The following is a 24,286-nucleotide window of genomic DNA, read 5'->3' as shown; positions in this document are numbered from 1 at the left end:
CTACACGGGAGTCCTCGCGATGACGGTGTTTGATGAAGACGGGCCAGGGCCGATTCCGGAGAGTCTCTACGTCGTCGGCTACGGGTTCGCAATCAACGGCCAGGGCGGAATATTCCGTTGGGATGGAACCGCATGGACACGTGTTTGCGCACCGCCGTGCTTCCATCCGGCTGGGCCCATCTACGATCTTGCAGTATTTGATGATGACGGCTCCGGCCCTGGGTTACCAAGGCTCTTCGCCGCAGGTCGAATCGAAACCGGCATTTGGTGCTGGAACGGTTCACAATGGTCACCGGCAGACGAATCCGTGTACGTCACAGGCGGCCAGGTAAATGCACTTGTCGCTTTTGACGAAGATGGCCCGGGTCCATTGCCCGCTGCGCTCTACGCAGGCGGAGATTTCCGATGGTGGCATCCCACTGCGCCGGTCCAAATGTGCGCAAAGTGGGATGGCAATGCTTGGTCGCAGATAGGAGATGGGTTGAGCGGCTGGATCGACGACCTCGCGTTCTTCGATCCCGACGGAGATTACCCAGGTCAGGGCTACTTGTATGCAACGGGGTACATCCGCCTGCCCAATTACCCCAATTACCTGCGGCATGTGCGATGGGATGGGAACACTTGGTCACCGGTGCCCGGAGTCGGCCAGTCATACTCGGACAAACTTGGCGTGTTCGATGTCGACGGCGAAGGACCACTGCCCCGTTCACTTGTTACCAACAAATCTGGATCATATCCAGGTGGGGTAGCTCTATGGAGCGGATTCGAGTGGAGCCCCCTGCAAACCGTGATTCGTAGATGGGGCTATTCCGATGTTACGAGTTTCGGGATGTTCGACGACGACAGTGACGGTGGACGCGATGCCAGCTTTTTCGCCGGAGGGGGTTTCTGGAGTGATCTGGATACGGTCAGGGGCTTTATCCAATGGGACGGCACCGAATTCGTGGGCGTTGGGAATGGCCTTTGGCGTGGGCCTCACGCTTTGCGAGCGATCGATCCCGACGGCAATGGACCTCGGCCAGAGCAGCTTTATGCATTTGGTTATTTCTATGCGGCGGGGAGCAACATTACTCAATCGGTGGCAGTTTGGAACGGCGAGGAATGGAATTCGCTTGGAAACATCGAAAACCCTGTCAACGTCTATGCGGTGGAGGCGGTAAATTTCGGTGACGATACGGGCGGGACACCACAAATCGTAGTCGGGGGAGACTTCCGCAAAATCAATGAAATTGCTGCTACCAACGTTGCATTGTGGGATGGGCAAACCTGGGTGCCTGTGGCAAATACGATGACAAGCCAGGAGTTCGGGGGACTAAGAGTCTTGACCTTGCAGACATTTGACGAGAACGGCGTGGAGGGGACCCCGCCACCGCTCTATGTGGGCGGAGTCTTTTCCTCAGTTGATGGAATTCAATGCGAGAATATTGCCAGGTGGGACGGATACTCGTGGTCTCGTGTAGGAAGCGGGGTCACAGCGGCGTATGGGGCGAGGGTAGATTCGCTGACAGAGTGGCAGATGGTTGATGGCGACCCCCGGAGCCGCGTGCTGGTCGTCGCCGGACACTTCGACCAGGCCGGCGGCGCTCCTGCAAGTGGGATAGCGGCATGGAACGGCGAGGTATGGATGCCCGTGGGCGATGCCAAAGAAGGCGGAATAACCTCCCTCGTGGTTGTTCGGCCCGAGGATTCGGCGGCGGTTCCTGAAGGACTCTACGTATCAGGGCACCTTCGATTTGCCGACGAGCGGCGCTACCAAGGCATCGCGAGATACGAGAATGGAACGTGGAGCCTCGTCGCCGGCGCGAAATCACCCGACGGTTTTGATTGGACGCCCGTAGGTGGAATCGACAATGCATCCGCCAAATCAATGAAAGTCTTCGACGAAGACGGCCCCGGCGGCAACCCGCCTCACCTCTTAGCGCTAGGCGCTTTCCAGTTTGTTGGCGACAATCAATCACATTCGCTTTTAAGATGGGACGGTCATCAGTGGACTGGATTCGCAAGGTTCGCGGCGCGTTCGTGGTTGGACGCGCGAAGTCTCACAGTCTTCGACGAGGACGCTGACGGGCCCAACCCGCCGGGACTCTACGTAGGTGGGCAGTTCAACTCGGTTGACGGAATTCAATCAGTCGGCGTCGCCCGCTGGGGACTGCGCGTGCCTTACATCGTTCGCCAGCCAGCAAGTCTGCAGCGCGGCGTGGATGAATCGGCGCTCTTCAATGTGAAGGCGGGCGGAGGGGATTCGCTTCAATACCGATGGCGCCTTGACGGGCAGGACCTTGCCGACGGCGAGCGGTTCTCGGGGGCGGCTACGGAGACGCTTCGAATCTCCAGTATTCGACTGAACGACCGCGGACAATACGATGTAGCCATCACCAATTCCGCCGGAATCAAGATCAGTCGGGCTGCTCAGTTGGATGTATCCTGTCGTTCCGCACGAGTGACGCCCGATCTTAACAGGGATCGTTTTGTTGATGGGCATGATGTGCAGACACTTGTTGATGCCATTTTACTTTCAGAGTCGAGTGATGCAGGTGTCTGTGCTGCGGACCTTGACGCTGACGGGGTCCTTTCCGAACTGGATATTGAAATCCTGGTGTCCGCCTTATTGCAGTGAATCGTCGTGATGCAATGGAAGCAGTGGCACCACTACCGTGTGCCGGACGGCTACCTCGTGATCGTGGTGCCTGTTTCGCCGGCGAGGGCCGCCGGCAGGTGGGTGAGACTGGTGATCACCGCGCGGGCGTCCGGGCGGTCGCTGCGGTCCATGAAGTCGATCGCCGCGCGAATCTTCGGCAACATCGATCCTTCGGGAAACTGTTTTTCAGCGATCAATTCATGGAGTCTCGCAACTTTGACATTGCGAAGTGCCTCCTGATTCGGCTTGCCGTAGTTGATGCAGACGTGCTCGACCGCGGTGACCAGTGAGAGCGTTTCAGCGCCGACTTCGGCGGCGATCATCGCGCTGGTGAAGTCCTTGTCGATCACGGCCTCTACCCCGTGCATTTCACCGTTCTCAATTTCGATCACCGGGATGCCGCCGCCGCCGCCGGCCACGATGAGATGCCCTTTCTTCACCATGTCGACAAGGATCGGCATCTCGACGATGCGCGTCGGTCGCGGCGAAGGAACGACTCGCCGCCAACCGCGGCCTGAGTCTTCGATGATGGACCAGCCGTCGCGCTGGCGATGATACTCAGCCTTCTCCTGTGAAAGAAACGGCCCGATCGGCTTGGTCGGCCGTTGGTACGCCGGGTCATTCTGATCGACGACGCAGGAGGTCACGAGCGCCACGACGACCGCATCGCGGCCGCGGCGCTTCAGCTCGTTCATCCAGGTCTGCGCGATCATGTAGCCCATGCCCGCCTGAGTGTCGGCGACGGCCAGGCCCAGATCGATGCGATAAACCTCGCCGGATGCAAGCTCCACCCGGCGCATGATGTTGCCGACCTGCGGACCGTTGCCGTGAGTGACAGTGACCTGCCATCCCTGCTCGACCAGATTGGCCAGAGACCTGACGACCTCGCGGCTGCGACCAAATTGATCCCCGATGTCACCGGCCCCGCCGGGCGACACAAGGGCGTTCCCACCAATTGCGACTACGGTTTTCATAAGTAAATGTATCGGGCAATGCGGGGCACGATGGCGAGGAAGCCCTCTTTATGGCGGCCCCGTGAGGGGGGATCAAGATGTACCCACCCTGATTCTGGCCATTCCCCCAGTGTGGTCAGTACGGCCTTTCACGCATGGTGGCCGCCATGATCGCCTTGGCGGTGTGCAGCCGGTTTTCGGCCTCCTGGAAAACGACCGACTGCTTTCCGTCGATCACTTCGTCGGTGACCTCCGCCCCGCGGTCGGCCGGTAGACAGTGCATATAGATTGCGTTCGGCTTGGCCTTGCGCATCCGCTCGGCATTGCAGATCCAGCTCTTGTATCGGGCATTCATCGAGAGCATGTTCTCTTCAATGCCCTTCATGTCTTCGTTGTTCTTCGCATCGCGCCGCTGGAGCATAAGGTCATAGGGGCCCCAGCTCTTGGGATAGACAATGTCCGCCCGATCGAACGCGGCGTCCATGCTGTCGACGACCTCAAACTTCGTGCCCGCTGCCTTGGCATTTTCGCGCGCGTCCTTCATGCAACGATCCATCAGGCGATACTCCGGCGGGTGAGCCAGGGTGACGTCCATGCCGAAGCGGGTCATGAGCGTGATGAGTCCCTGCGGCACGGACAGCGGCTTGGCATAGGAAGGCGAATAGGCCCAGGACACCGCGATCTTCCGGCCGCGAAGATCGTCGCCGAAGACTTCACGGATGGTCATCAGATCCGCGAGGGTCTGCGTCGGATGATCCACGTCGCACTGCATGTTGATCACCGGACTCTTGGTGGCCTCGGCAACCTCGCGCATGTACTTGTTGCCTTCGTCGAGAATCAGGTCGTGGCGGATGGCGATGCCGTGGCCCATCGATCCCAGGATGAGACCAGTGTCTTTCGCCGTCTCGCCGTGAGCGATCTGCGTCACCTTGCTGTCGAGGAAGTGGGCGTGGGCGCCCAACTGCGTGGCGCCGGCCTCGAAGGCATTGCGCGTTCGCGTGCTGTTATCGAAGAAAAGGAGAAAGACGGTCTGATGCGGCAGCAGGATGGTCGGCTCGCCCCGGTGAAACTTGGCCTTCAGGTCCCGCGCAAGAGTGACAAGCTCATCAATCTCCGCGGTGGTGAAGTCCTGCGTCTCGATATAGTCGCGTCCCTTGAGATGACTCGTCATGTTGCGTTGTCTCCGATCAGTTTATTCCGATGCGTTGCATTATAAGCCAAAGCACGTGCGACTTCGCAAGAGGCCGCCGACGCGATCTCCTCCAGCGCACGCTCACAACTCCTCCACGCCCAGCACGGTTCGCTTCATTTGCCGATCGATCGGCATGACCAGCGTATTTAAAATGAGAATCGACCAATAACTGGCGCACTCGGCCACTCCGTAAAGTCGCATGAAGATCGTGAGCGTCCCCACGCCGGCCGCGAAGATGATCTGACCGCTGGCCCGCATCGGCGTTGTCACCATGTCGCCTGCCAGGAGGAAAGCTCCCAGCATCAGTCCGCCGGACGTGAGGTGATACATGACATACGCCAGTCCGACGGCGCGACCATTCTCAACGGCAAAGATGGGGAACCAATCGTATCCCCCTTCGGCCCCGCCGTACTCGACGGGGAGCAGTCCGGCGGCAAGAAACGCGGCCGCGAACATTGTCGCCGGAAGCTGCCACCGAATGAATCCCCGATAGATCAGATACAGCCCGGCGACGAGCAGCGCGAGGACGCAGGTCTCACCGATCCCGCCGGGAATCGTCCCGAAGATCGTGTCCTCCCAGGGTGGAAGCATGTCACGAACCAGCGGCGTATAGACAAGGTCGCCATCCGGCTTCACTTTTCCCTCGGCAAACGCGCGGAGGGACTGCAGCGGCGTCGGCATCAACAGCGCATCGTTCCCGGCAGTCGCGGGCATGTCCTGCCAGCCGCGGTAACCCGCCATGGAGACTTCTTGATTGGAGTCGAGTCGGCCGACCAGCAAGTGCCCCGGCGCTAAGACCGGCCTCACCGATTCGACAGAGCCCAGCGACAGGCTTGGAAGAAACACAAGCTGCACCACCACGCGTCCGACCAGCGCGGGCTGCCAGAAATAATGTCCGAATCCGCCGAAGACAACCTTGCCGAATACCACCGCGACCGCGGCGCCGACCGTCGGCACATACCACGCCACCGTGGCGGGAAGCGTCAGCCCCAGCAACAGTCCGGTGAGAGCCGCATGAGAGAGCCCGCCGACGACACCGCGCCCACGGGCATAGCCAACGACAAAATCAGTCAATACCGCGGAGACCATCGCTACCAGCAGCACTTTCGCCGCGGCCACGCCGAAGAGGAGCGTGCCGAAAAGTCCGACGATGCCTCCGGCCAGGGTCCATGAACGAATAATGTCCTGAACCGTGCTTCCGCCGAGCCGGTGAGGTGCCGACCGGGCGATCCAACCGGTTTGATATGCAATCGGGTTGGCACTCATGGACTGACCGTCGAATTTTGAAATCGTGAGAAGCGGCTCCGCGATCGGCTGATCGACGCGGCAAGTGGAAGGGACGCGGGGCAGACGTAGCTGCACAGGCCGCAGTCAATGCACGCCTTCAGGTGCGTCAGCGTATGTCGCGGCACGGAGGTCTCGGCCTCAAGCTGAACCAGCGCTGAGGGGTCTAATCCCGTGGGACAATCCTCCACGCACCAGCCGCAGCGAATGCAGGGCACCGGTTCGGCCTTTTCCGCCTTCAGGAAGAACAATACCGCGGTCGTGTCAATCGTCACCACCGCGTCGTCGCGCGTCAGTGACACGCCGGTCAGCGGGCCGCCCCAGACCATTTGCTCCACCGGACCAAGCAACCCTACGCGCTCCGCAAGGCGACGAATCGGCATCCCGATCGGCACTCGATAGGTGCCGGCGTGCTCGACCGCGTCGCCGGAAATTGTCATTACCACCTGAGTCTGGGGTCGATCCGAAAAGATTGCGTCCGCCGCGGCGTGAAGCGTCAGTGGGGACAGTACGGCAGCCCCCACATCGAGCACATCTCCACCCGGCGGCACTTCTCTGTCGAGCACCGTCTTAACCAGAATAATCGGATGGCACTGTGGATAGCTATTGGAGAGCGGCACGACCTCCACGTGTCGGCCCTGCACTTCGGACATGATTCGTCGCACGACGCGACGATGGCGATAAGGGATGGCCAGAATCAGCCGCGAGACACCCATCGCATCCGCCAACTCGCAGGCCATATCGACCATGCGGCCGGGCTGCTCGACGAGCAATCGGAGCTCGGCGGTGAGATAGGGCTCTGTCTCCATGGCGTTGATGATCAGTTCCGTTGCACCGGATGCGATTGCGTTCTGCAACAGGACGTGGGCGGGCTTTCGCGACGATGCGGCGAAGACGCCTTTGTTGGCGAGCTGGCCCATGAATGATTCACCCTGCCAGCCGACCTGTTGCGGCACGGATTCGGCGCGGCCGTCGGGCTCGATGACTGCGCTGGACAGGTATCCGTCTCTTGCGGTCCAGGCACGAGACAGCTCCACGATCCGCCCCGAGACGGGGGAGTGAACGGGCAGGGAGTTCACGTCCGCTGGGGCGGAGAGCCACTGGCCCTGCAGGACGCGCTCGCCGGGGGAGACGAGAGTGCGCGTCTTGCAGGAGGCGGCTGCCTGCAGCGGGACATTCAGCGGGACGTCGGCGGGCATTGTCTCAATCGGTCGGCGCGCGGTGGCGGATTTGAAGTCGGGCAAGAACAAGCCGCCTTCAAATCCCTGGCGCGGTCCCAGAAGGTCAACCAAGAGTGACATTCAACGTGTTCCCGATTGATCGTTTGGTAAGTGCGATCACGAGGCGTGATTGTATCGTGGAAAACCGGGAGCGACACGGCGCAAGCGGGGCACGGAAAGCTATCGCGGGACGAAACTTACCGTGATGTGCATGATCGTCCAGTAGAGGAACGACTCGGGCGCCAGCAGCCAGTCGAGCGATGGGTGCAGGTTGAGGCCGATGGTCCAGACCAGACCGATGACCATGAGAATGGCGGCCATGCCGATGTGCAGGGTTTTGAAGCCCTTCGGCGTTGTGCGCATCCACTGCCACCAGCTCTTCGGCGTTTCCTTCGGTGGGTTTCTGGAATACTGATATGACGCGAACACGTACCACGCGACGACGTGGAATAGGATCAGCGCGTAGAAGCGCTGGGTGAGGACGATGACCAGCCCCAGGACGGCGGCGACGCCGAACATGACAAAGAAGAACTTGTCGTAAGCCTGCATGAAGCTCCTGACGCTGTCGTAGCCGAAGGCCCGGCTGTAGCGGCGAAGGACGTAGGTGTATCCGGCGGCGACGACGAGCAGCGGGAAGGCCCCGGCGAAGATCTTCATCGGGGTGGACATGGAGCCGTCGAACCAGGCCGTGCCGGCCAGACCGAGGCTGGCCAGGCCGGTGTCGGACGCGGTCATTTTTCTGACATAGAAGCCGGTCGGGGCGGCGGCCAGGACGAAGGCCAGGAGGGAGCATACGATCAGGAGGACCATCCAGCGGACGAAACCCTTGAAGAGCTTTTTGTCGGGAATGGGCGCAGCTTCGCCGAGGACGGTGTAGAACATGGCCTCGTCGCGTAATTCGTGGACGAGAAAGTAGAAGTATACGCCGACCGACAGGACGAGGTCGGTCCTGCCGCCGCCGCGATAGTAGAGGGCGCAGAGGATTCCGCCGAGGATGAGCAAGGCGACGGTCCAGATGCGCGAGCGGACGTTCTTGTTGTTCTTCGACGAGACGAGAAACAGGAAGCCGATGATGATGTGCGGGATGGTGATGTAACGCATCGCGGCTTCGCTGGCCTCGCGGATGTAGCGGATGTCGGCCGGGTGGCGGTTGAGGTAGTCGCGCTCGAATTTGTAGGCGGTCCAGAAGATAAAGACGATGGCCGCGGTGCCGAGGGCGGCCTTGATGAAGTTCCATCTGGTGATGCCGATTCGACTGCTCACACCGGCGAACGGGGAGTAAGCGAGGGAGGCGGCAGAATCCATTCCGTTTGACATCTTTTTTCGATTCCTCCGACCAGCGAGGGCACGTCCGGCGAGGTGCTTTTTTAGCCTGTCGGGGCCGGTGAACGAGGCAAACCGCGCCCACCAATATTTTCGGCCGGGCCAACAGGTATTTCTTAGGATAGCCCGGCACCGGCCAATGGCAAGCGGCCTCCCTGGTCGCGCGTAAGTGCTGCAAAATCGAAGGTGACAATAGGCGAAAAAAAGGGGCCAAGGGACCGAGGGGCAAAGGGGTCCAGGGTGAAGACAAAGGCTTTGATCGCGCGCAAGTCTTGCAAGAGCGAAGGTGACATAAGGTGACACAAGGGTTTGGGGATTGTGCCAACGCTTGTGGCGGGCGTGGGTTGGGGTGGTTCGCGATTTGGGTGGTTTTCTTGGCGGAAACGTCGAAACGTCGAAAAGTCGAAACGTCGAAATTTTGAGCGGCGGCGGGGTTGCGCGGGGGGCATTCGAGAGGGTCCAGGAGAATGCAGAGGCGGCGGTACTGATTGGGTCGGCGGTTGGTGTTGAATTCGATTGGGGGTCCGGATTTTCTGGTACCGCTTGCTGACGCGCGCGGCTCGGATCGGGGGCGCGGCGTTCGCGTAAATCCTGCAAAAGCGAAGGTGACATAAGGTGACACAAGCCTCGCGGAGATTGTGGCAACACTTGTGGTGGGCGTGGGTTGGGGTGGTTCGCGATTTGGGTGAAAAATGAGCGACACAGGGCTGGGACATGAGGCCTGGGGCTTGCGGTTTGGAGGATGTGCGATTCGTTCATTGCGTGCATCTTTTTTGAGCGTGTTGGGTTCGAGCTCTATTGGCGAATACTTGCTCGACGTGCGCGCCTTTTTCTTTGGGGGTGTGCGGTTACGCGGGAGATGACGCCGATGGGGATGTCGGGCGTTACGTCGTCACCCGCAAGGGGTGACGCTACGGATGGGGGGCGTGCGGTGCTGCGGATGGAGGGTGTGCGGTTACGCGGGAGATGACGCCGATGGGGATGTCGGGCGTTACGTCGTCACCCACAAGGGGTGACGCTACGGATGGGGGGCGCGCGGCGCTGCGGATGGGGGGCGGGGGGTTACGCGGGAGATGACGCCGATGGGGATGTCGAGCGTTACGTCGTCACCCACAAGGGGTGACGCTACGGATGGGGGGCGCGCGGTGCTGCGGATGGGGCGCGGGGGTGGTTTTTTTTGTGGGGAGCGCGGGCTACGTCGTGGGGAGTGGGTTGGTGCGGCGTCGCCAAACGGCAAGCCGCGGTGGGGGTCGCGCGGGGATCGGATCGGCGCGGGAAATGCGTTACGGGGAATGATTGCGCGGGGAGAGCGTTACGGGGAATGATTGCGCGGGGAAAGTGTAACGGGGAATGATCGCGCGGGGAGAGTGCGACGGGGAATGATCGTGCGGGGAGAGTGCGACGGGGAATGATCGTGCGGGGATTGGATCGGCGCGGGGGTTGGATCGGCGCGGGGATTGGATCGGCGCGGGGATTGGATCGGCGCGGAGGCTTGGTCAGCGCATGGTTCCGGCGGGTTGGGTGGAGGGGAAGGCGGGGATTGCGGGGCGGGTGATCTGGCCGGAGAGGATGCCGCCGTAGCAGTCGCCGAACCAGGTGCCGGCGTAGAAGTTTCGATAGATCATGACGCGGGCGGAGTAGGTGCCGAGGCCGGGGAGGGCGACTTTGTCGAGGGTGATGATGGGGGTGTCTTCCGCCCAGACGACGCGGACGGTGACGGGGATGTTGGCTTCGCGGTCGGCGTACTTGATCTTCGCATTGATGATCCAGTAGTCGTCGGAGGCCTTGGAGACTTTGCCGATGGTGTACTCTTCCGGCTTGGGGTCCATGAGGGGGACTTTTCCGGCGAGGCCTTCTTCGCCTTTGACCATCTGCCAGGTGCCGCGAAGGATGCTGCCGGAGAGCGTCTGCTGGAACTCGACTTCCAACTCCTTTTTTGTGGCGGCCTTCTTGTCGGAGGGCTTCTCGCCTGCTGCGGATTTGTCTGCGTCGGGCTGGTCCGACCTCGCGGACTTCGGCGCGGCGGAGAGTGCGAGAAAAGCGACCAGTGACATCGAAATGACAATGGCGATCAGGCGTTGCGGCAGCATGGCGGGGCCTCCACGTGTTGGGGTGCTATTGGAAGAACGTAATTGTCCCGCGTGTCTTCCGGATGGGCAAGGCGAGGCTGTCTGGATGCGTTGGATCGGCCCGTCCGTTAGAATGGGCGACTTGGATTATCCGGCATCCGCTGCCCCTGGCGTCTCGATGACGAGGCGGAGGGCCGCGTCCCCCCACGGCAAGACGGGCGACGACGAATCGCCCCGAATGAAGGAGACCGACATGTTTCGAGTTGCCTCACGATGCTTCGCAGTCGTCGCCCTATTGGGCTGCATTTCGGCAGGCTGCGCGCAGCCGACACAGTATTCGCAGGAGCCGCTGGTCTATCCGAAGGCGCAGAAGGTCGAGGTGGTGGACAACTATCACGGCACGAAGGTCGAGGACCCTTATCGGTGGATGGAGGACTTGGACTCCGCGGAGACGAAGGCGTGGGTTGAGGCAGAGAACAAGGTGACGAATGCGTGGCTGGCGGAGATTCCGGCGCGCGACAAGATTCGGCGGCGGCTGACGAAGCTGTGGGACTACGAGAAGTACGGGCTGCCGAAGAAGGAGGGCGGGCGATACTTCTTCTCCAAGAATGACGGCTTGCAGAATCAGTCGGTGATCTACTGGACCGACTCGCTGGACAAGGAGCCGACGGTACTGATCGACCCGAACACGCTGTCGAAGGACGGCACGGTTTCGCTGGGCGAGTACTCCATCTCCGATGACGGCACGCACATGGCGTACATGCTTTCAGACGGGGGCTCGGACTGGCGGACGGTGAAGGTTCGCGAGGTGGCGACGGGCAAGGACCTGCCGGACAAGCTGGAGTGGGTGAAGTTTTCTTATCCGGCGTGGACGACGGACAACCAGGGATTCTTCTACAGTCGATACGACGCGCCGAAGTCGGGCGAGGAGATGGCGGGGACGAACTATTTCCAGAAGCTCTACTACCACAAGATCGGCACGGCGCAGGCGGATGACGTGCTGGTTTACGAGCGGCCGGACCAGAAGGAGTGGGGCTTCGGCGGCAGCGTGACGGAGGACGGCAAGTATCTGATCATCAATGTGTGGAAGGGGACGGAGCAGAAGAACCGGGTCTTCTACAAGGAATTGGGCGGGGGATCGACGAAGGTGGTCGAGCTGCTCAATGACTTCGACGCCGAATATGACTTTGTTCAGAACGATGGGCCGGTGTTCTGGTTCAAGACTGACCTGAATGCGCCGCGCGGGCGGGTTCTGGCGATCGACACGCGCAGTCCTGCGCGGACGAACTGGAAGGAAATCATCCCGCAGTCGACCGATACGCTTCAGGGCGTCGGGGTGATCAATGACATGTTTGTGTGCAACTATCTGAAGGATGCGCATACGCAGATCAAGATGTTCGACCTCGCCGGAAAGTCGGTTCGCGACGTCGAGCTGCCGGGCATCGGGACGGCGGGCGGCTTTGACGGGAAGCGCAAGGAGACGGAGACATTTTATTCGTACACGAGCTTCAACATGGCGCCGACGATCTATCGGTATGACATGGTGAGCGGGCAGAGCAGTGTCTATCGGCAGCCCAAGGTCGATTTTGATCCCGGCCGGTACGAGACGAAGCAGATTTTCTATTCGAGCAAGGACGGGACGAAGGTCCCGATGTTCATCACGCACAAGAAGGGTCTGACGCTGACCGGCGACAACCCGACGCTTCTTTATGCGTACGGCGGGTTCAATGCGTCGATCACGCCGTCGTTCTCGGTGAGCAGGCTGGTGTTCATGGAAATGGGCGGGGTGTATGCGGTGGCGAACCTGCGCGGCGGCGGTGAATACGGCAAGGAATGGCACGATGCCGGGCGACTGAAGAACAAGCAGAACGTGTTTGACGACTTCATCGCGGCGGGTGAGTGGCTGATATCGAACAAGTATACGAAGAGTGATCGGCTGGCCATATTGGGCGGTAGCAACGGCGGACTGCTGGTTGGTGCGTGCATGACGCAGCGGCCTGATTTGTTCGGGGCGTGCATTCCGGCGGTCGGCGTGATGGACATGCTTCGATTCCACAAGTTTACGATCGGCTGGGCGTGGACGAGCGACTACGGCTGCTCGGAGGATGACACCGACCAGTTCAACACGCTGTATGCGTATTCGCCGCTGCACAATCTGAAGCCGGGGACGGCGTATCCTCCGACGCTGATTACGACGGCGGATCATGATGATCGGGTCGTGCCGAGCCACAGCTTCAAGTTCGCGGCGCGGTTGCAGGAGTGCAACGCGGGGAATAATCCGGTGATGATCCGGATTGAGACGCGCGCGGGGCATGGTGCGGGCAAGCCGACGTCGAAGCAGATCGACGAGGCGGCGGACATGTGGGCGTTTCTGGTTCGGGCGCTGAAGATGGACGACACGAAGATCTGAGGGCGCTGGGCGGGGCGGCTGGCTTAGCGCGGACTGAGCTGTTGGAGCAGGGCGGCGACTTCGGGCGACTGGCGGCAGGCGGGCGGCACCTGGTCGGCGAGGGGTCGTGCGCGGTCGATGCGCTTCATCTTGATGAGGGAGCTGAGCATGTCGCGCCAGATGCCGCAGTCATCGGGGGCGAGACGGGCGGCTTCGAGGAATGCGGGGATCATGGGCTCGATTTCGCCGAGAGCGAGATAGATCTTTGCCAGGTCTTTTCTGTACTGGGCATTGGTGGGATCGAACTCGACGCTGCGCCGGGCGCTGTTCAGTGCCTGATCGAGTTTTGAACGCGACAGATAGATTCTGGTGAGCAGGGCCCAGTTGACGGCGTTGTCGGGGATGGCGTCTACCGAGGCTTCGAGCAGAGGGGCTGCCCTGTCGAAATCATTGCTGGAGAAATATCGGCGACCGAGGAGGCCGCGGCTGGTCGTGTCGGTCGGGTCGAGGCGAATCGCTTCTTCGTAGGCGGCGATGGCATCGGGGAGCCGCTTGAGTTGATCCATGATTTTTGCGCGAAGGGAAAAAAACGGCGCGAAGTCGGGCTTGATGGTGATCGCGTTGTCGACGAAGGGGAGGGCGGCGGCGAACTGCTGCATGTTGTAGAGGAACATGGCGAGCTTGTAGGCGGCGAAGGGCGATGAGACGCGGGCGAAGAGCGAGGTGTCGTCGATCGGCTTAACCGGCGGATGATTGGCGGCGGCGCGCTGCAGGGAAGGCTCGAACGGGACATCGCGGCCGATGACCGGGAGGCCGGCGAGGCAGTCGCTTCGCAGGTAGATGGCGATGACATCGTCGAAATAGACGAGGGGCCAATTGGGATTGTCGCTGACGAGGCCGGAGGCGGCGAAGCCTAATTCCACGAAGAGGACGCGAAAATCGTACTTGTCGACGGCTTTGTTCCAGTCGGCGGGATCGGCCATCATGCGCAGGAAGTCGAGGAAGAATTCTTCGCCGTAGACTTCGAGCCGGGAGTCGATGAAGACGGGGACGTCGTTGGCGAGGAGGTAGCCCCCTTCCATCATGGTGTTGAAGACGGGCCCCTGGAGGTTTTGTTCGGTGAAGAACTTGAAGGCCTCGATGGGGAAGCGGTTGTTTGCGAGGGAAATGCCGAACTGGTTGTTGTCGTTCTGGCGGACGTGGAAGCGGTCGGTCATGTTGCTCCACGCGCCGACGGTGCAGACGAGGATGGCGGCCAGGCAGGCGATGATGCGGCCGGCGGGGAGGTAACGGCGAGCGAAGGGGCGATCCCAGAGTTGGGAGCGGGCCACGTTCTGGGCGACAAAAGGGACGGCGGCGATGGCGAACAAGGGGAGGTTTCGAATAGCGGTGAACGACAGGTAACCCATGGCGAGGCAGACGATGAGGAGGAACCGATCGATGCGCCGCCAGTTGATGACGGCGGAGAGAACGGCGAGGGCGATGAGCAGCTTGAGGAACAAGACGGCGGTGTAGTCCTGCGAGAGCGAAAAGGTATCCGCAAACTCAGAGATGTTGTTTTTGAATGCGGTGCCGTGGATCTCAGTGGCGAGCTGGAATGTGAAGGCGATGCCGCGCCAGCCGTATGGGTTGAGCAGAATGGCCAAGAGGGTGGCGGCGAGTGTCATCGATGCGACACGGATTTCGCTGGGGCGCTTCGGGGGTTCGGCGGTCGTTGGGCCGGCGAGGAAGCGATCGAGGAGGGCGCCGACGAGCCATGCGCCGACGACGAGGGGACCGAGGATGAAGATGGTGTGGGAATTCGACCAGATGATCTGAAGGAAGGGGATCGCGATGGCCCAGCGCGGGCTGCGCAGGCGCGACATGTCGATGAGCCAGAGGAACGCGGCGAGGAAGAGGAAGCTGACCTGCTCGGGTCTGCATTGAAACCGCTGGCTGGCGGCCAGGACGGCGATGGTTGCGGCGAGGGCTGTGGCGGGTAGGGCTTTTCTCGAACCGGGCATGGCGGCGAGCAGGCCGAAAGTGGCGAGCATGGCGGCGCACTGGGTGAGAATGACGCCTGCCGGTCCGAAGAGGCGCATCAACTGATACAGGCAGTAGCAGAAGATCCAACGAAGTTCGATGTATTCGGCGCCGTGGCGGGTGTAGGAGAAGGTGTCCTGGTGGGGGATGCCGTGCTCGGCGACGAGCTGGCCGGTTTTGTACTGCCACCAGAAATCTGTGTTCCAGATTCTGCGGCAGGAGGCGGCGAAGATCAACAAGCCGACGGCGGCGAGTGCGATGACGATGAGCCATCGACCCAAGCGATTGGACGCGTGATGCGACGGTTCGAGGGGCGGCATGATGTCGGAGTCGATCTGCGCATTCATGGGTTGGTCAATGTAATCGAATGGGTGTTCGGCTGGAACGGGGAGACCGGGGCGCGGAGGGCCGCGGGCGATTGACACCCGGGCGGTCCGGCCCTAGTTTGTCTGGCTTGTTTGCACGGGTTCGCGACAGTCGATGACAGGCGGCCATCAAGCGGATGCTGATGCGTCGCCATCAATCGGATCGACATCATGGTTGACTTACGGTCATACGTTTTTCTCGACAGCCTTCAGCCGCAATACGCATCGTTTCTCGCGACGGTGGCGCAGGGGTTTTTGCCTGTGCCTCGGATGGCGTCATTGTTCGTGGAGATCTCACCGGGCATCGAGATCAACCGGATTACGGACATCGCGCTGAAAAGCACTCGGGTCACGCCGGGGATGCAGATCGTCGAGCGGTTGTACGGGATGCTGGAGATTCACTCGGAGTCGCAGGCGGACATCCGCGCGGCGGGCCGGGCGATTCTGGAGACGCTGGAACTGAAGGAGGATGACCGGCACAAGCCGGTGGTTTCTTCCAGCCAGGTGATTCGGAACATCGACGCCTATCAGACGCAGCTTATCAATCGGATGCGCCACGGGAACATGATCTTGCCGGGGCACACGCTTTATGTCATGGAGCTGGAGCCGGCGGCGTATGCGGCGCTGGCGGCGAACGAGGCGGAGAAGGCGGCGAACATAAACGTGCTCGAGGTTCGGGCATTCGGCAGCTTCGGCCGCGTTTATCTGGGCGGCGAGGAGCGCGACATTGACGTGGCGTATCGCGCCGCCGAGGCGGCGATTGCCAGTGTCAGCGGCCGGAAGATCGAAAAGAAACACCACGGATGAATGATGCGGCGTGCGGCAGGAGGATGCCAGAGCCGCGATGCTGACACGGTATGAACAGACCGGAGTACCGGTCGGAGGAATTGTGCGATGACGGATGCGCTGGGAATGATCGAAACGCGAGGCTTCGCGGCGATGGTGGAGGCCTCTGACGCGATGGTGAAGGCGGCGAAGGTCGAGCTGGTCAGCTACGAAAAGATCGGCGGGGGCTACGTCACGACCATCGTGCGGGGCGACGTCGCGGCGGTGAAGGCGGCTTGTGACGCCGGTCAGGCAGCCGCGTCTCGCGTCGGTGAGGTTGTCTCGGTCCATGTGATCGCCCGCCCTCATACCAATGTGGACCTCGCGCTGCCGCTGGGCCGGCTGGAGCAGGCCAAGAAGGCGGCGAAGAGTTGAGTGTGGAGTTGAGGATTGAGCGCACTTAGGCCGGGCGGATCGCCTGGCTTATTGGTACTCAATTCCACCTTTTCGATTCTCAATATCCGTAGGGGATTTCATGCTCCTCGCCCAAGTCATCGGAACAGTTGTGTCCACGCGGAAGGAGGACAGTCTCTCGGGGCTGAAGTTCCTCGTGCTGCGCGGGGTGGACATGGAGGGGAAGGCCTCGGGTTCCACGGTCGTTGCGGCGGACGCGGTCGGGGCGGGTGTGGGCGAGATGGTGCTTTACGCCAGCGGCTCGTCGGCGCGGCAGACCGTGGCCACGGACAAGCGGCCGGTTGATGCGGTCGTGATGGCGATCGTCGATCAATGGGAGGTCGGCGGCGAGCAGAAGTACAAGAAATGATAGATTGAGAAGGGAGTCCTCGGGCGGCAACCGCGCCGGAGCTTCCTGATCTTGCAAGTCCCATGATCCGTCCGGCGCTTCTGGAGGATTCCTTTCGGTGCGTTCACTTTCAGACACACAACTCGACGCGATTGCCCGAATGGTGGCGGAGCGACTGGGGGCGGGCGGTCAGGCGGCGGCCGGTCCGGTTCTCAAGCCGGCGGTGAAGGAGTCGCTGTCGCGCGGCGGGGCGCTGCCGATGGGCGTGTTTCGCACGATCGACGAGTGCGTGGCGGCGGCGCAGGCGTCTTTCGTTCAGTTTTCGAAGCTCGGATTGGAAAAGCGCAAGCTGGTCATTGCATCTGTTCGCGAGTCGATGTCGGCTCATGCGATCAGCCTGGCGCGCGACGCCCAGGAGGAGACGGGGCTGGGCCGGGTTGAGGACAAGATCATCAAGAACCGGTTGGTGACGCGGAAGACACCGGGGCCGGAAGTTCTGGAGCCGCGGGGGTGGTCGGGTGACGATGGATTGACACTGATCGAGCGGGCGCCCTTCGGCGTCATCGCCGCGATCACGCCGACGACGAACCCGACCTCGACGATTATCTGCAACAGCATCGGGATGATCTCGGCGGGCAACACCGTGGTCTTCAACGTGCATCCCAACGCGCAGCGCGTTTCATGTCGAAATGTCGGGCTGATCAATGAGGCGATCGTGCGGGCGGGGGGACCACCGAATGTTGTCACCGCGATGGCCGAGCCGACCATTGAGAGCGCACAGACACTGATGCGTCACCCGGGTGTTCGGCTGCTGGTGGTGACGGGCGGCCCGGGCGTGGTGAAGGCGGCGATGAACAGCGGCAAGCGGGCGATCTGCGCCGGGCCGGGGAACCCGCCGGTCGTGGTCGATGAGACGGCGGTGATTGAGAAGGCCGGCCGCGACATCGTTCTGGGTACATCGTTCGACAACAACGTTGTGTGCACCGACGAGAAGGAAGTGTTCGTGGTGCAGTCGGTCGCCGACAAGTTGCTGAAGGCGATGGAGGCGAACGGCGCGGTGGTGCTCACCAAGCCGCAGATTACTGCGTTGGAGAAGGTCATCTTCGAAGAGATGCGCGGGCCGCGCAAGCCCGGCGTGACGAATAAGAAATGGGTGGGCAAGAACGCCAACGTGATCCTGGAGCAGATCGGCCTGCGTCTGCCGGACACGGTGCGGCTCGCGGTGCTCGATGTGCCGGTCGATCACCCGCTCATCTGGACCGAGCAGCTCATGCCTGTGCTGCCGGTGGCGCGGGTGTCGAGCGCGGATGAGGCGATCGACCTGGCGATCGCGGCGGAGCATCGCTTCGGTCACTCGGCGTCGATGCACTCGATGCACCTGGGCAATCTGAGCCGGATGGCGCGCGAGATCAACGTCAGCATCTTCGTGAAGAACGGCCCGATCTATGCGGGGCTCGGTGAAGGCGGCGAGGGATACAGCTCGTTTTCCATCGCGAGTCCGACGGGCGAAGGACTGACCGACCCCCGGTCATTTTCGCGTGAGCGGCGTTGTGTCGTGAAGGACCATTTCCGAATCGTGTGAGCACCCATTGACCGATCAATCCGCCATTGCACTCATCGAATACGCCAGCATCGCGATCGGTACGCGCGCGACGGACTTGCTGGTGAAGAAGGCGCCGGTCACGTTGATTCGCGCGGGGACGATTCAGCCGGGCAAGTACGCTGTGCTTTTTTCCGGCGAGGTCGCGGCGGTGGAGGAGTCGTACGTTGAGGGGCTGCGCGTCGGGACCGATTCGGTCATCGATCGGGTGCTGCTGCCGGACGTGCATGGCGAGGTCCGCGGGGCGATCCTCGGGACCAAGGGCAAATGGGACGCCGATACGATCGGGGTGATCGAGACAGAGACGATGGCGGCGGTTATCGAGGCGGCCGATGCGGCGGTGAAGGGGGCCGACGTGCACGTGGTGCAGATTCGCCTGGGTGACGGGCTTCACGGCAAGGGGATTGTGCATTTCGCGGGGATTCAGGCGGACGTGGAAGCGGCGGTTGAGATCGGCTCGCGGCGGGTGGCTTATAAGAATCAGTGCGTGTGCACGACGATCATTCCACGGATCGACGACGACCTGCGCAACATGCTCGGCAAGTCGACGTACTTTGGAGAGGGACGCTGATGCACCTGGGTCGCGTCATCGGCACCGTGGTCCCCTGCGTCGCCTATGAGGGGTTGAAGGGCGTGCCGATGCTGATTGTCGAGCCGCTGACCTCGCGCCAGGAGCCGGGCGGATCGCCGATTGTGTGCTGCGATGCCACACGGATGGCAGGGCCGGGGGAGCTGGTCTATTACGAAGGCGGGCGCGAGGCGGCGATGGCGCTGGATCCGTGGTTTGTTCCGGTGGATCATTCGATCATTGGAATCGTGGACGGGGTGGACATGCCGCGGGGGGAATCATGATTCTTGGAATCGTACGCGGCTCGATCTTCTCGACGATTCAGCACGCCTTCTACAGGAATCGCAAGCTGTTGATCGTGGACTATATCGACCCGGCGGGAAAGCCGACGGGCAAGTATGTGATCGCAATCGATTCGGTGGGCGCTGGGGTGGGCGAGACCGTGCTGGTGAATGACGAGGGCAACGGGGCGAGACAGGTTCTCAACGACCCGATGGGGCCGGCGCGATCGGTCATTGTGGCGATTGTCGATGCCGTCGAAGTGGCGGCGGATTAACGCACGGGGCCGAGTCACAGCGTGAATACGATTCTTCTTATCAGCTTGATCGCGCTGAGCCTTTCCGGCACGGTGCTGGCGGTCCTGCAATTGCCGGGGACGTGGGTCATTCTGATTTCCGCGATCGGTTATGACTGGTATTACGGCTGGCAGCGGATCGGCTGGCAGTGGCTGGTTGGGCTCGGGCTGCTGGCGGTGGCGGCGGAGGTGGTCGATTCACTGGCGGCTGTTGTGGCGGCGCGGCGCTGCGGTGCGAGTCGCCGGGCGGCGCTGGGGGCGCTGGTCGGCGGATTTGCGGGGATGATTCTGCTCAGCGTTCCGGTGCCGGTGATCGGGACTGTGATCGGGGGATTGGTGGGCTGCTTTGTTGGGGCGTTGGGGGCGGAATTGACCAAGCAAAACAACCTGGCGGCTGGGGCGAGAGTGGGTCTTTTCGCGACGATCGGCCGGGTCATCGGTCTTGCGGCCAAGACATCGGCGGCCATGGTCATTGGTGGGGCGACGGTCGCCATGGCGCTGCGCGCGGCGTGGTGAGCCCTCGGGCCCGGTTTCATTCGCTACAATAGCGACATGGTGTTTCGCATCGTGCCCATCGCGTCTTCGCTTCTTGCCGTGACAATGGTGTTGGCGTCGTTGCCAGCGGAGCAACCGACGAGCCGACCTGTGGACGCGCCGACGACTCAACCGACGAGCGCGCCGGCGCTGGAGGCGAAGGTCGAGCAACTTGTCCGGCAACTGGGGGCGAGACGCTTTGACGAGCGGGAGGCGGCGCAGCGCGAATTGTCGGCGATGGGCGATGAGATCTCGGCGCTGCTCATTCCACACGTGACGCACAAGACGCCGGAGATCGCCTCGCGGGTGGCGGCGATCCTCGGCACCCCGCGAGACTCGGCGCTACGCGTGGAGCTGGCGACGAAGTTGATCTTGTCGACGGATGCCGACTGGATGGAGCGGGGAGTTCACATGCTTTTTGCCGGGCCGGACGACTCGATTGAGCTGTTCATGTCGCGCACGAAGGCCGCGAAGGGTCGCGACGGGGTCATCTTTGCGCCGATTCGCGAGCAGATCGAGATGTGGCAGCGCATGCAGCGCATGTTTTCGGAGCAGTATCCTCGCATCCGCGAGAAGAGCGTCGAAAAGGCGGAGTCGCTGCGGAAGTTGCACGAGGAATCCATCCTGTACTATGCCGAGGCGGCCTACTGGGGGGCGCATGATGCGCTGCTCGATGCCCTTGAACATCCACTGCCTGACAAGGCGGCTGACAATCCCGCGACGAGCGCGCCTGCGGAATAGGGGTGGGCCTTCGAACGACCTGCAGCCTGGGGGACGTGGCGGCAGGCGGGGATCGATTGATGTAAGATGACTTACAATCCATCGAGGAGCCCGACATGTGCGGTCGCTATACATTGCTGGCGCAGGCGGAGGAACTCGCGGCTGAATTCGATCTGGCCGAGCCGGTTCCGGTTGCGCCGCGCTATAACATCGCCCCGTCTCAGGAAGTGCCGATCGTTCGGCTTGCCGCTTCGGCGGAAATGGCCGTGGTCAGATTCTCTGAAGCGAGCGGCAAGTGTCGACTGGACATTCTCCGCTGGGGATTGATTCCGCACTGGGCCAAAGACGAGAAGTTCGGCTACAAGACGATCAATGCCCGATCGGAGACGGTCGCTACGCAGCCTTCATTTCGCGATGCATTTCGAAAGCGCCGGTGCCTCGTGCCGGCGAGCGGGTTTTACGAATGGCAGAAGTCGATGCAGAAGGGCAAGGAGGTCAAACAGCCTCACTACATTCGGCGCAAGGATGGCAGACCGATGGGACTGGCGGGGCTGTGGGAGCGCTGGGTCAGTCCGGACGGCAAGGAGATTGAGTCGTTCACGATCATCACGACGGACGCCAACGAGGTGATGAGGCCGTTTCATCATCGAATGCCGGTGATTCTGCGGCCCGAGGATTACGACTTGTGGCTCAGTCCGGAGGCCAAGGGCGAGGAGCTTCAGGCGCTGCTGGTTCCGTGTCCGGTGGAGTGGCTGGTGGTCTCTCCGGTGAGCCGTCAGGTGAACAGTCCGCGAAACGACGATCCGAGCTGCATCGCCGAGCTTTCCTAAATGCCGCCGGGGCAAAGGGCTGGCCGCGTTTGGCTTGTCCGTCGTTCGTTCAGCCCCTTGCAATCCCTCCCGCGATAACCTAACATATACCGAACATCGTGGGAGCCGTGGCCATGGGCGTCAGCAGAGAAGTGGATCTGCGAAATTTGGCGGCGCGGATTCGCGCCATCGAGGAGCGACACGACGTCGTTCCGCGACACGGCTTCATCGATCAGCCGGCGTCGGCGCATTTTCCGACGGGCTGGCCGGACATCGACACCGTTCTTGGAGGCGGGCTGGCGGCCGGCGGTCTGCACGAGTGGTTCGGGGTTGAGGAGGCCGGCGGCAGCGGGTCGACCGGAGGCGCTCGATCGCTTGACGCTCGCTGGACGCCGCCGCTTTGTATCCTCGCACACCTGGCGTGGCAGGCGCTCGATCACCAACCATCCCTGCCCTGGACGCTGTGGATCGGGGAGCGCTGTCACCCTTATCCGCGCGTGCTCATACGGGACGGCGGCCGGGATCGACGGTTGCTAAAGCGCTCGCTGTTCGTTGCATCGCGGGACGCGGCCGCGCGGCTCTGGGCCATTGACTCGGCACTTCGTTCGCCGGCGGTCGGCGTCATCATTGCTGACGGCAGCGGCTTTCATCGCGCCGCGACGCAGCGGGTTCAGTCGCTGGCGCGGACGCAATCCAAGTGGGTGCTGGCGACCTGCCCTTCACGACAGCAGAGCGAACTGTCCGCCGCTCAGACACGCTGGCTGATTCACTGGATGCCTTCGGTGCCCGGAAAGCAGACCGCCGGCGGTCATCCCCGATGGATCGTTGAACTCCTGCGCTGTAAAGGAATGCGGCCTACCGGAGCCGCACACGAGTGGCTCTTGGAGTGGAATCGTGCCAAGAGCACTGTCGGTTTATCTGCCCGACTGGCCGATCTGGCTGGCCCGCCGGAGACAGAGGCGCACGTCGCCTTCACGCGTCGGCCACAACGCGCCGGCTGAGACGTCGGCGTGGCTGTTGTGGACTTCGCAGCGCTCGGTACAGCAGGTGGCCTTTTGTTGTGAGCGCGCGACGGCGGCGGGCGTGCGCGTGGGGATGACGCTGGCTCATGCGCGTTCGCTGCTGTCCGGCGTGGTGGTCGAGGAGCAGCAGGCGGCGCCGGAGGCTGACGCGGATTCACTGCACAAGCTTGCCCGCTGGATGCTGCGCTTTGCCCCGGTCGTATCGCCCGATGGTTCGGACGGGTTGATGCTGGACATCGCCGGTTGCGGAAAGTTATTCGGCGGCGAGCGCGAGCATGTGCATCGCATCTCGGAGGCGTTGCGACGCGCGGGGCTTCGCAGAAGGCTGGCGGTGGCCCCGACGTTTGCGTGCGCGTGGGCGCTGGCGCGATACGGCGAGGAGCCGATCACGTGGATTGGCGAGAGCCAGATGTACGCGGCGCTGTCACTGCTGCCGGTCAGCGCGCTGCGGATCGACGCGGGGACGGTGGAGTCTCTGGCCGACGTCGGGATCGAGCGGATCGAGCATCTTCTGGTTTTGCCGCGCGACGAACTGGCGGCGAGGTTCGGTTCCGCGCTGCTTCGGCGGTTGGATCAGACGACCGGCGCGATGGAGGAGACGATCCGGTCTGTTCAGCCTGTCCGCCGTATTGAGGAATCGTACGAGTTCGACGGACCCAATCGGCGGTTTGAGATGATTGAGGCCACGACGCGCGAACTATTGGCCCGGTTGCTGACGCAACTGCGGCCCGGCGGTCTGGGTGTTCTGGAATTGAGCGTGTCGCTGCGCCGTGCGGAGCTTGCGCCGCACGTTCTGACTTTGCGACTGACCTATCCCAATTGCGATCTTTCGCACCTTTGGAAACTTCTCTCATCCCAACTGGAGCGGGCGCACCTGGGTCATGGGGTCGAGGCGATTATTCTGCGCGCCGTTCGCACGGGGCGCATCCCGGTCGAGCAGTCGGCGTTTCTTCGTGATGCGGCGCGCGAGGCGGTCGATCAACCCGCGGCGCTGGGCGCGCTGCTGGATCAATTGATCGACCGGCTCGGCGCCGGGACGGTCAGGCAGATTGACGCGACCGAAAGCTATGTCCCGGAGCGGACGTTTGTCGCCACGGCCGTTCATGAGATCGCGTCGCGCTCGCCGGGGCGCGCGAGCGCGATCGAGCAGGCCGTCGATCCTGCCGACAGACCCTCACAACTTTTTGAGAGGCCCGAGCCGATTCGCGTCATGTCGCTCGTGCCCGATGGGCCGCCGGTCTGGCTGGATTGGCGTGGTCGATCGGGCAATATCGTTGCCGGGGTCGGGCCGGAGCGCATCGTCTTTCCGTGGTGGAAGGATCGGGGCGGGACGCGGGACTACTACGAGATCGACGACGAGCATGGGCGACGACTGTGGGTGTTTCAAGATGGACGGTCGGGCGATTGGTTCGTGCACGGTCAATGGATGTAGCAGAG

General features: G+C 62.1%; 21 protein-coding genes. 14 read left to right on the top strand and 7 right to left on the bottom strand.

Features of this window, described 5'->3' with window-relative positions; genetic code table 11:
- Nucleotides 1-19 precede the first annotated feature (19 nt).
- The gene (locus HS101_05755; protein ID MBE7505778.1) at nucleotides 20-2,617 is read left to right on the top strand and encodes a hypothetical protein; all 2,598 of its coding nucleotides are present in this window, start codon (nucleotides 20-22) and stop codon (nucleotides 2,615-2,617) included.
- 50 nt (nucleotides 2,618-2,667) lie between these two features.
- On the opposite strand, the gene HS101_05750 is transcribed toward HS101_05755, so the two are convergent.
- From HS101_05750 to HS101_05725, 6 genes are all read right to left on the bottom strand, one after another.
- Complete coding sequence (locus HS101_05750) at nucleotides 2,668-3,612, bottom strand: carbamate kinase (GenBank protein MBE7505777.1); 945 nt, start codon at nucleotides 3,610-3,612, stop codon at nucleotides 2,668-2,670.
- A 115-nt stretch (nucleotides 3,613-3,727) separates the two neighbouring features.
- Nucleotides 3,728-4,762: an ornithine carbamoyltransferase gene (locus HS101_05745; GenBank protein ID MBE7505776.1), complete on the bottom strand. Its 1,035-nt coding sequence runs from the start codon at nucleotides 4,760-4,762 to the stop codon at nucleotides 3,728-3,730.
- A 102-nt stretch (nucleotides 4,763-4,864) separates the two neighbouring features.
- Nucleotides 4,865-6,049: an RnfABCDGE type electron transport complex subunit D gene (locus HS101_05740; GenBank protein ID MBE7505775.1), complete on the bottom strand. Its 1,185-nt coding sequence runs from the start codon at nucleotides 6,047-6,049 to the stop codon at nucleotides 4,865-4,867.
- Complete coding sequence (locus tag HS101_05735) at nucleotides 6,046-7,368, bottom strand: RnfABCDGE type electron transport complex subunit C (GenBank protein MBE7505774.1); 1,323 nt, start codon at nucleotides 7,366-7,368, stop codon at nucleotides 6,046-6,048. The genes HS101_05740 and HS101_05735 overlap by 4 nt, the downstream gene beginning before the upstream one ends.
- Before the next feature lie 99 nt (nucleotides 7,369-7,467).
- A complete protein-coding gene (locus HS101_05730) occupies nucleotides 7,468-8,592 on the bottom strand; it encodes a hypothetical protein (GenBank protein ID MBE7505773.1) in 1,125 nt (374 codons plus the stop codon).
- A gap of 1,514 nt (nucleotides 8,593-10,106) precedes the next feature.
- Complete coding sequence (locus HS101_05725; protein ID MBE7505772.1) at nucleotides 10,107-10,700, bottom strand: hypothetical protein; 594 nt, start codon at nucleotides 10,698-10,700, stop codon at nucleotides 10,107-10,109.
- 232 nt (nucleotides 10,701-10,932) lie between these two features.
- Between HS101_05725 and HS101_05720 the strand changes: the two genes are divergently transcribed.
- A complete protein-coding gene (locus tag HS101_05720; GenBank protein MBE7505771.1) occupies nucleotides 10,933-13,089 on the top strand; it encodes a S9 family peptidase in 2,157 nt (718 codons plus the stop codon).
- A 23-nt stretch (nucleotides 13,090-13,112) separates the two neighbouring features.
- Here HS101_05720 and HS101_05715 read toward each other — a convergent pair whose 3' ends face one another.
- Entirely contained in the window at nucleotides 13,113-15,437 is a 2,325-nt protein-coding gene (locus HS101_05715; GenBank protein MBE7505770.1) for a tetratricopeptide repeat protein, read from the bottom strand.
- 186 nt (nucleotides 15,438-15,623) lie between these two features.
- Between HS101_05715 and HS101_05710 the strand changes: the two genes are divergently transcribed.
- From HS101_05710 to HS101_05655, 12 genes are all read left to right on the top strand, one after another.
- Complete coding sequence (locus HS101_05710) at nucleotides 15,624-16,262, top strand: hypothetical protein (GenBank protein MBE7505769.1); 639 nt, start codon at nucleotides 15,624-15,626, stop codon at nucleotides 16,260-16,262.
- A gap of 87 nt (nucleotides 16,263-16,349) precedes the next feature.
- Nucleotides 16,350-16,655, top strand: a complete 306-nt coding sequence (locus HS101_05705; protein ID MBE7505768.1) for a BMC domain-containing protein — start codon at nucleotides 16,350-16,352, stop codon at nucleotides 16,653-16,655.
- Between the two features lie 100 nt (nucleotides 16,656-16,755).
- A complete protein-coding gene (locus HS101_05700) occupies nucleotides 16,756-17,043 on the top strand; it encodes a EutN/CcmL family microcompartment protein (protein ID MBE7505767.1) in 288 nt (95 codons plus the stop codon).
- A 97-nt stretch (nucleotides 17,044-17,140) separates the two neighbouring features.
- Nucleotides 17,141-18,604, top strand: coding sequence for an aldehyde dehydrogenase EutE (locus HS101_05695; GenBank protein ID MBE7505766.1), 1,464 nt, complete (start codon nucleotides 17,141-17,143; stop codon nucleotides 18,602-18,604).
- A gap of 7 nt (nucleotides 18,605-18,611) precedes the next feature.
- On the top strand, nucleotides 18,612-19,193 hold the full coding sequence (locus HS101_05690; GenBank protein MBE7505765.1) for a BMC domain-containing protein: 582 nt from the start codon (nucleotides 18,612-18,614) through the stop codon (nucleotides 19,191-19,193).
- The gene (locus HS101_05685; protein ID MBE7505764.1) at nucleotides 19,193-19,474 is read left to right on the top strand and encodes an ethanolamine utilization protein EutN; all 282 of its coding nucleotides are present in this window, start codon (nucleotides 19,193-19,195) and stop codon (nucleotides 19,472-19,474) included. Before HS101_05690 ends, HS101_05685 begins: the two co-directional genes overlap by 1 nt.
- Nucleotides 19,471-19,746: a EutN/CcmL family microcompartment protein gene (locus tag HS101_05680; GenBank protein ID MBE7505763.1), complete on the top strand. Its 276-nt coding sequence runs from the start codon at nucleotides 19,471-19,473 to the stop codon at nucleotides 19,744-19,746. The genes HS101_05685 and HS101_05680 overlap by 4 nt, the downstream gene beginning before the upstream one ends.
- A 21-nt stretch (nucleotides 19,747-19,767) precedes the next feature.
- Complete coding sequence (locus HS101_05675; GenBank protein MBE7505762.1) at nucleotides 19,768-20,280, top strand: DUF456 domain-containing protein; 513 nt, start codon at nucleotides 19,768-19,770, stop codon at nucleotides 20,278-20,280.
- A gap of 129 nt (nucleotides 20,281-20,409) precedes the next feature.
- A complete protein-coding gene (locus tag HS101_05670; protein MBE7505761.1) occupies nucleotides 20,410-21,039 on the top strand; it encodes a hypothetical protein in 630 nt (209 codons plus the stop codon).
- A 95-nt stretch (nucleotides 21,040-21,134) separates the two neighbouring features.
- The gene (locus HS101_05665; GenBank protein ID MBE7505760.1) at nucleotides 21,135-21,848 is read left to right on the top strand and encodes an SOS response-associated peptidase; all 714 of its coding nucleotides are present in this window, start codon (nucleotides 21,135-21,137) and stop codon (nucleotides 21,846-21,848) included.
- Between the two features lie 113 nt (nucleotides 21,849-21,961).
- Entirely contained in the window at nucleotides 21,962-22,828 is an 867-nt protein-coding gene (locus HS101_05660; protein MBE7505759.1) for a hypothetical protein, read from the top strand.
- Nucleotides 22,722-24,281: a DNA polymerase Y family protein gene (locus HS101_05655; GenBank protein MBE7505758.1), complete on the top strand. Its 1,560-nt coding sequence runs from the start codon at nucleotides 22,722-22,724 to the stop codon at nucleotides 24,279-24,281. Before HS101_05660 ends, HS101_05655 begins: the two co-directional genes overlap by 107 nt.
- Nucleotides 24,282-24,286: the final 5 nt, after the last annotated feature.

The sequence above is a fragment of the Planctomycetia bacterium genome, from assembly GCA_015075745.1.
Classification (GTDB): Bacteria; Planctomycetota; Phycisphaerae; order UBA1845; family UTPLA1; genus UTPLA1.
Note: the sequence above shows the minus strand (reverse complement) of the source record. Positions and strands in the feature narration are given on the sequence as shown.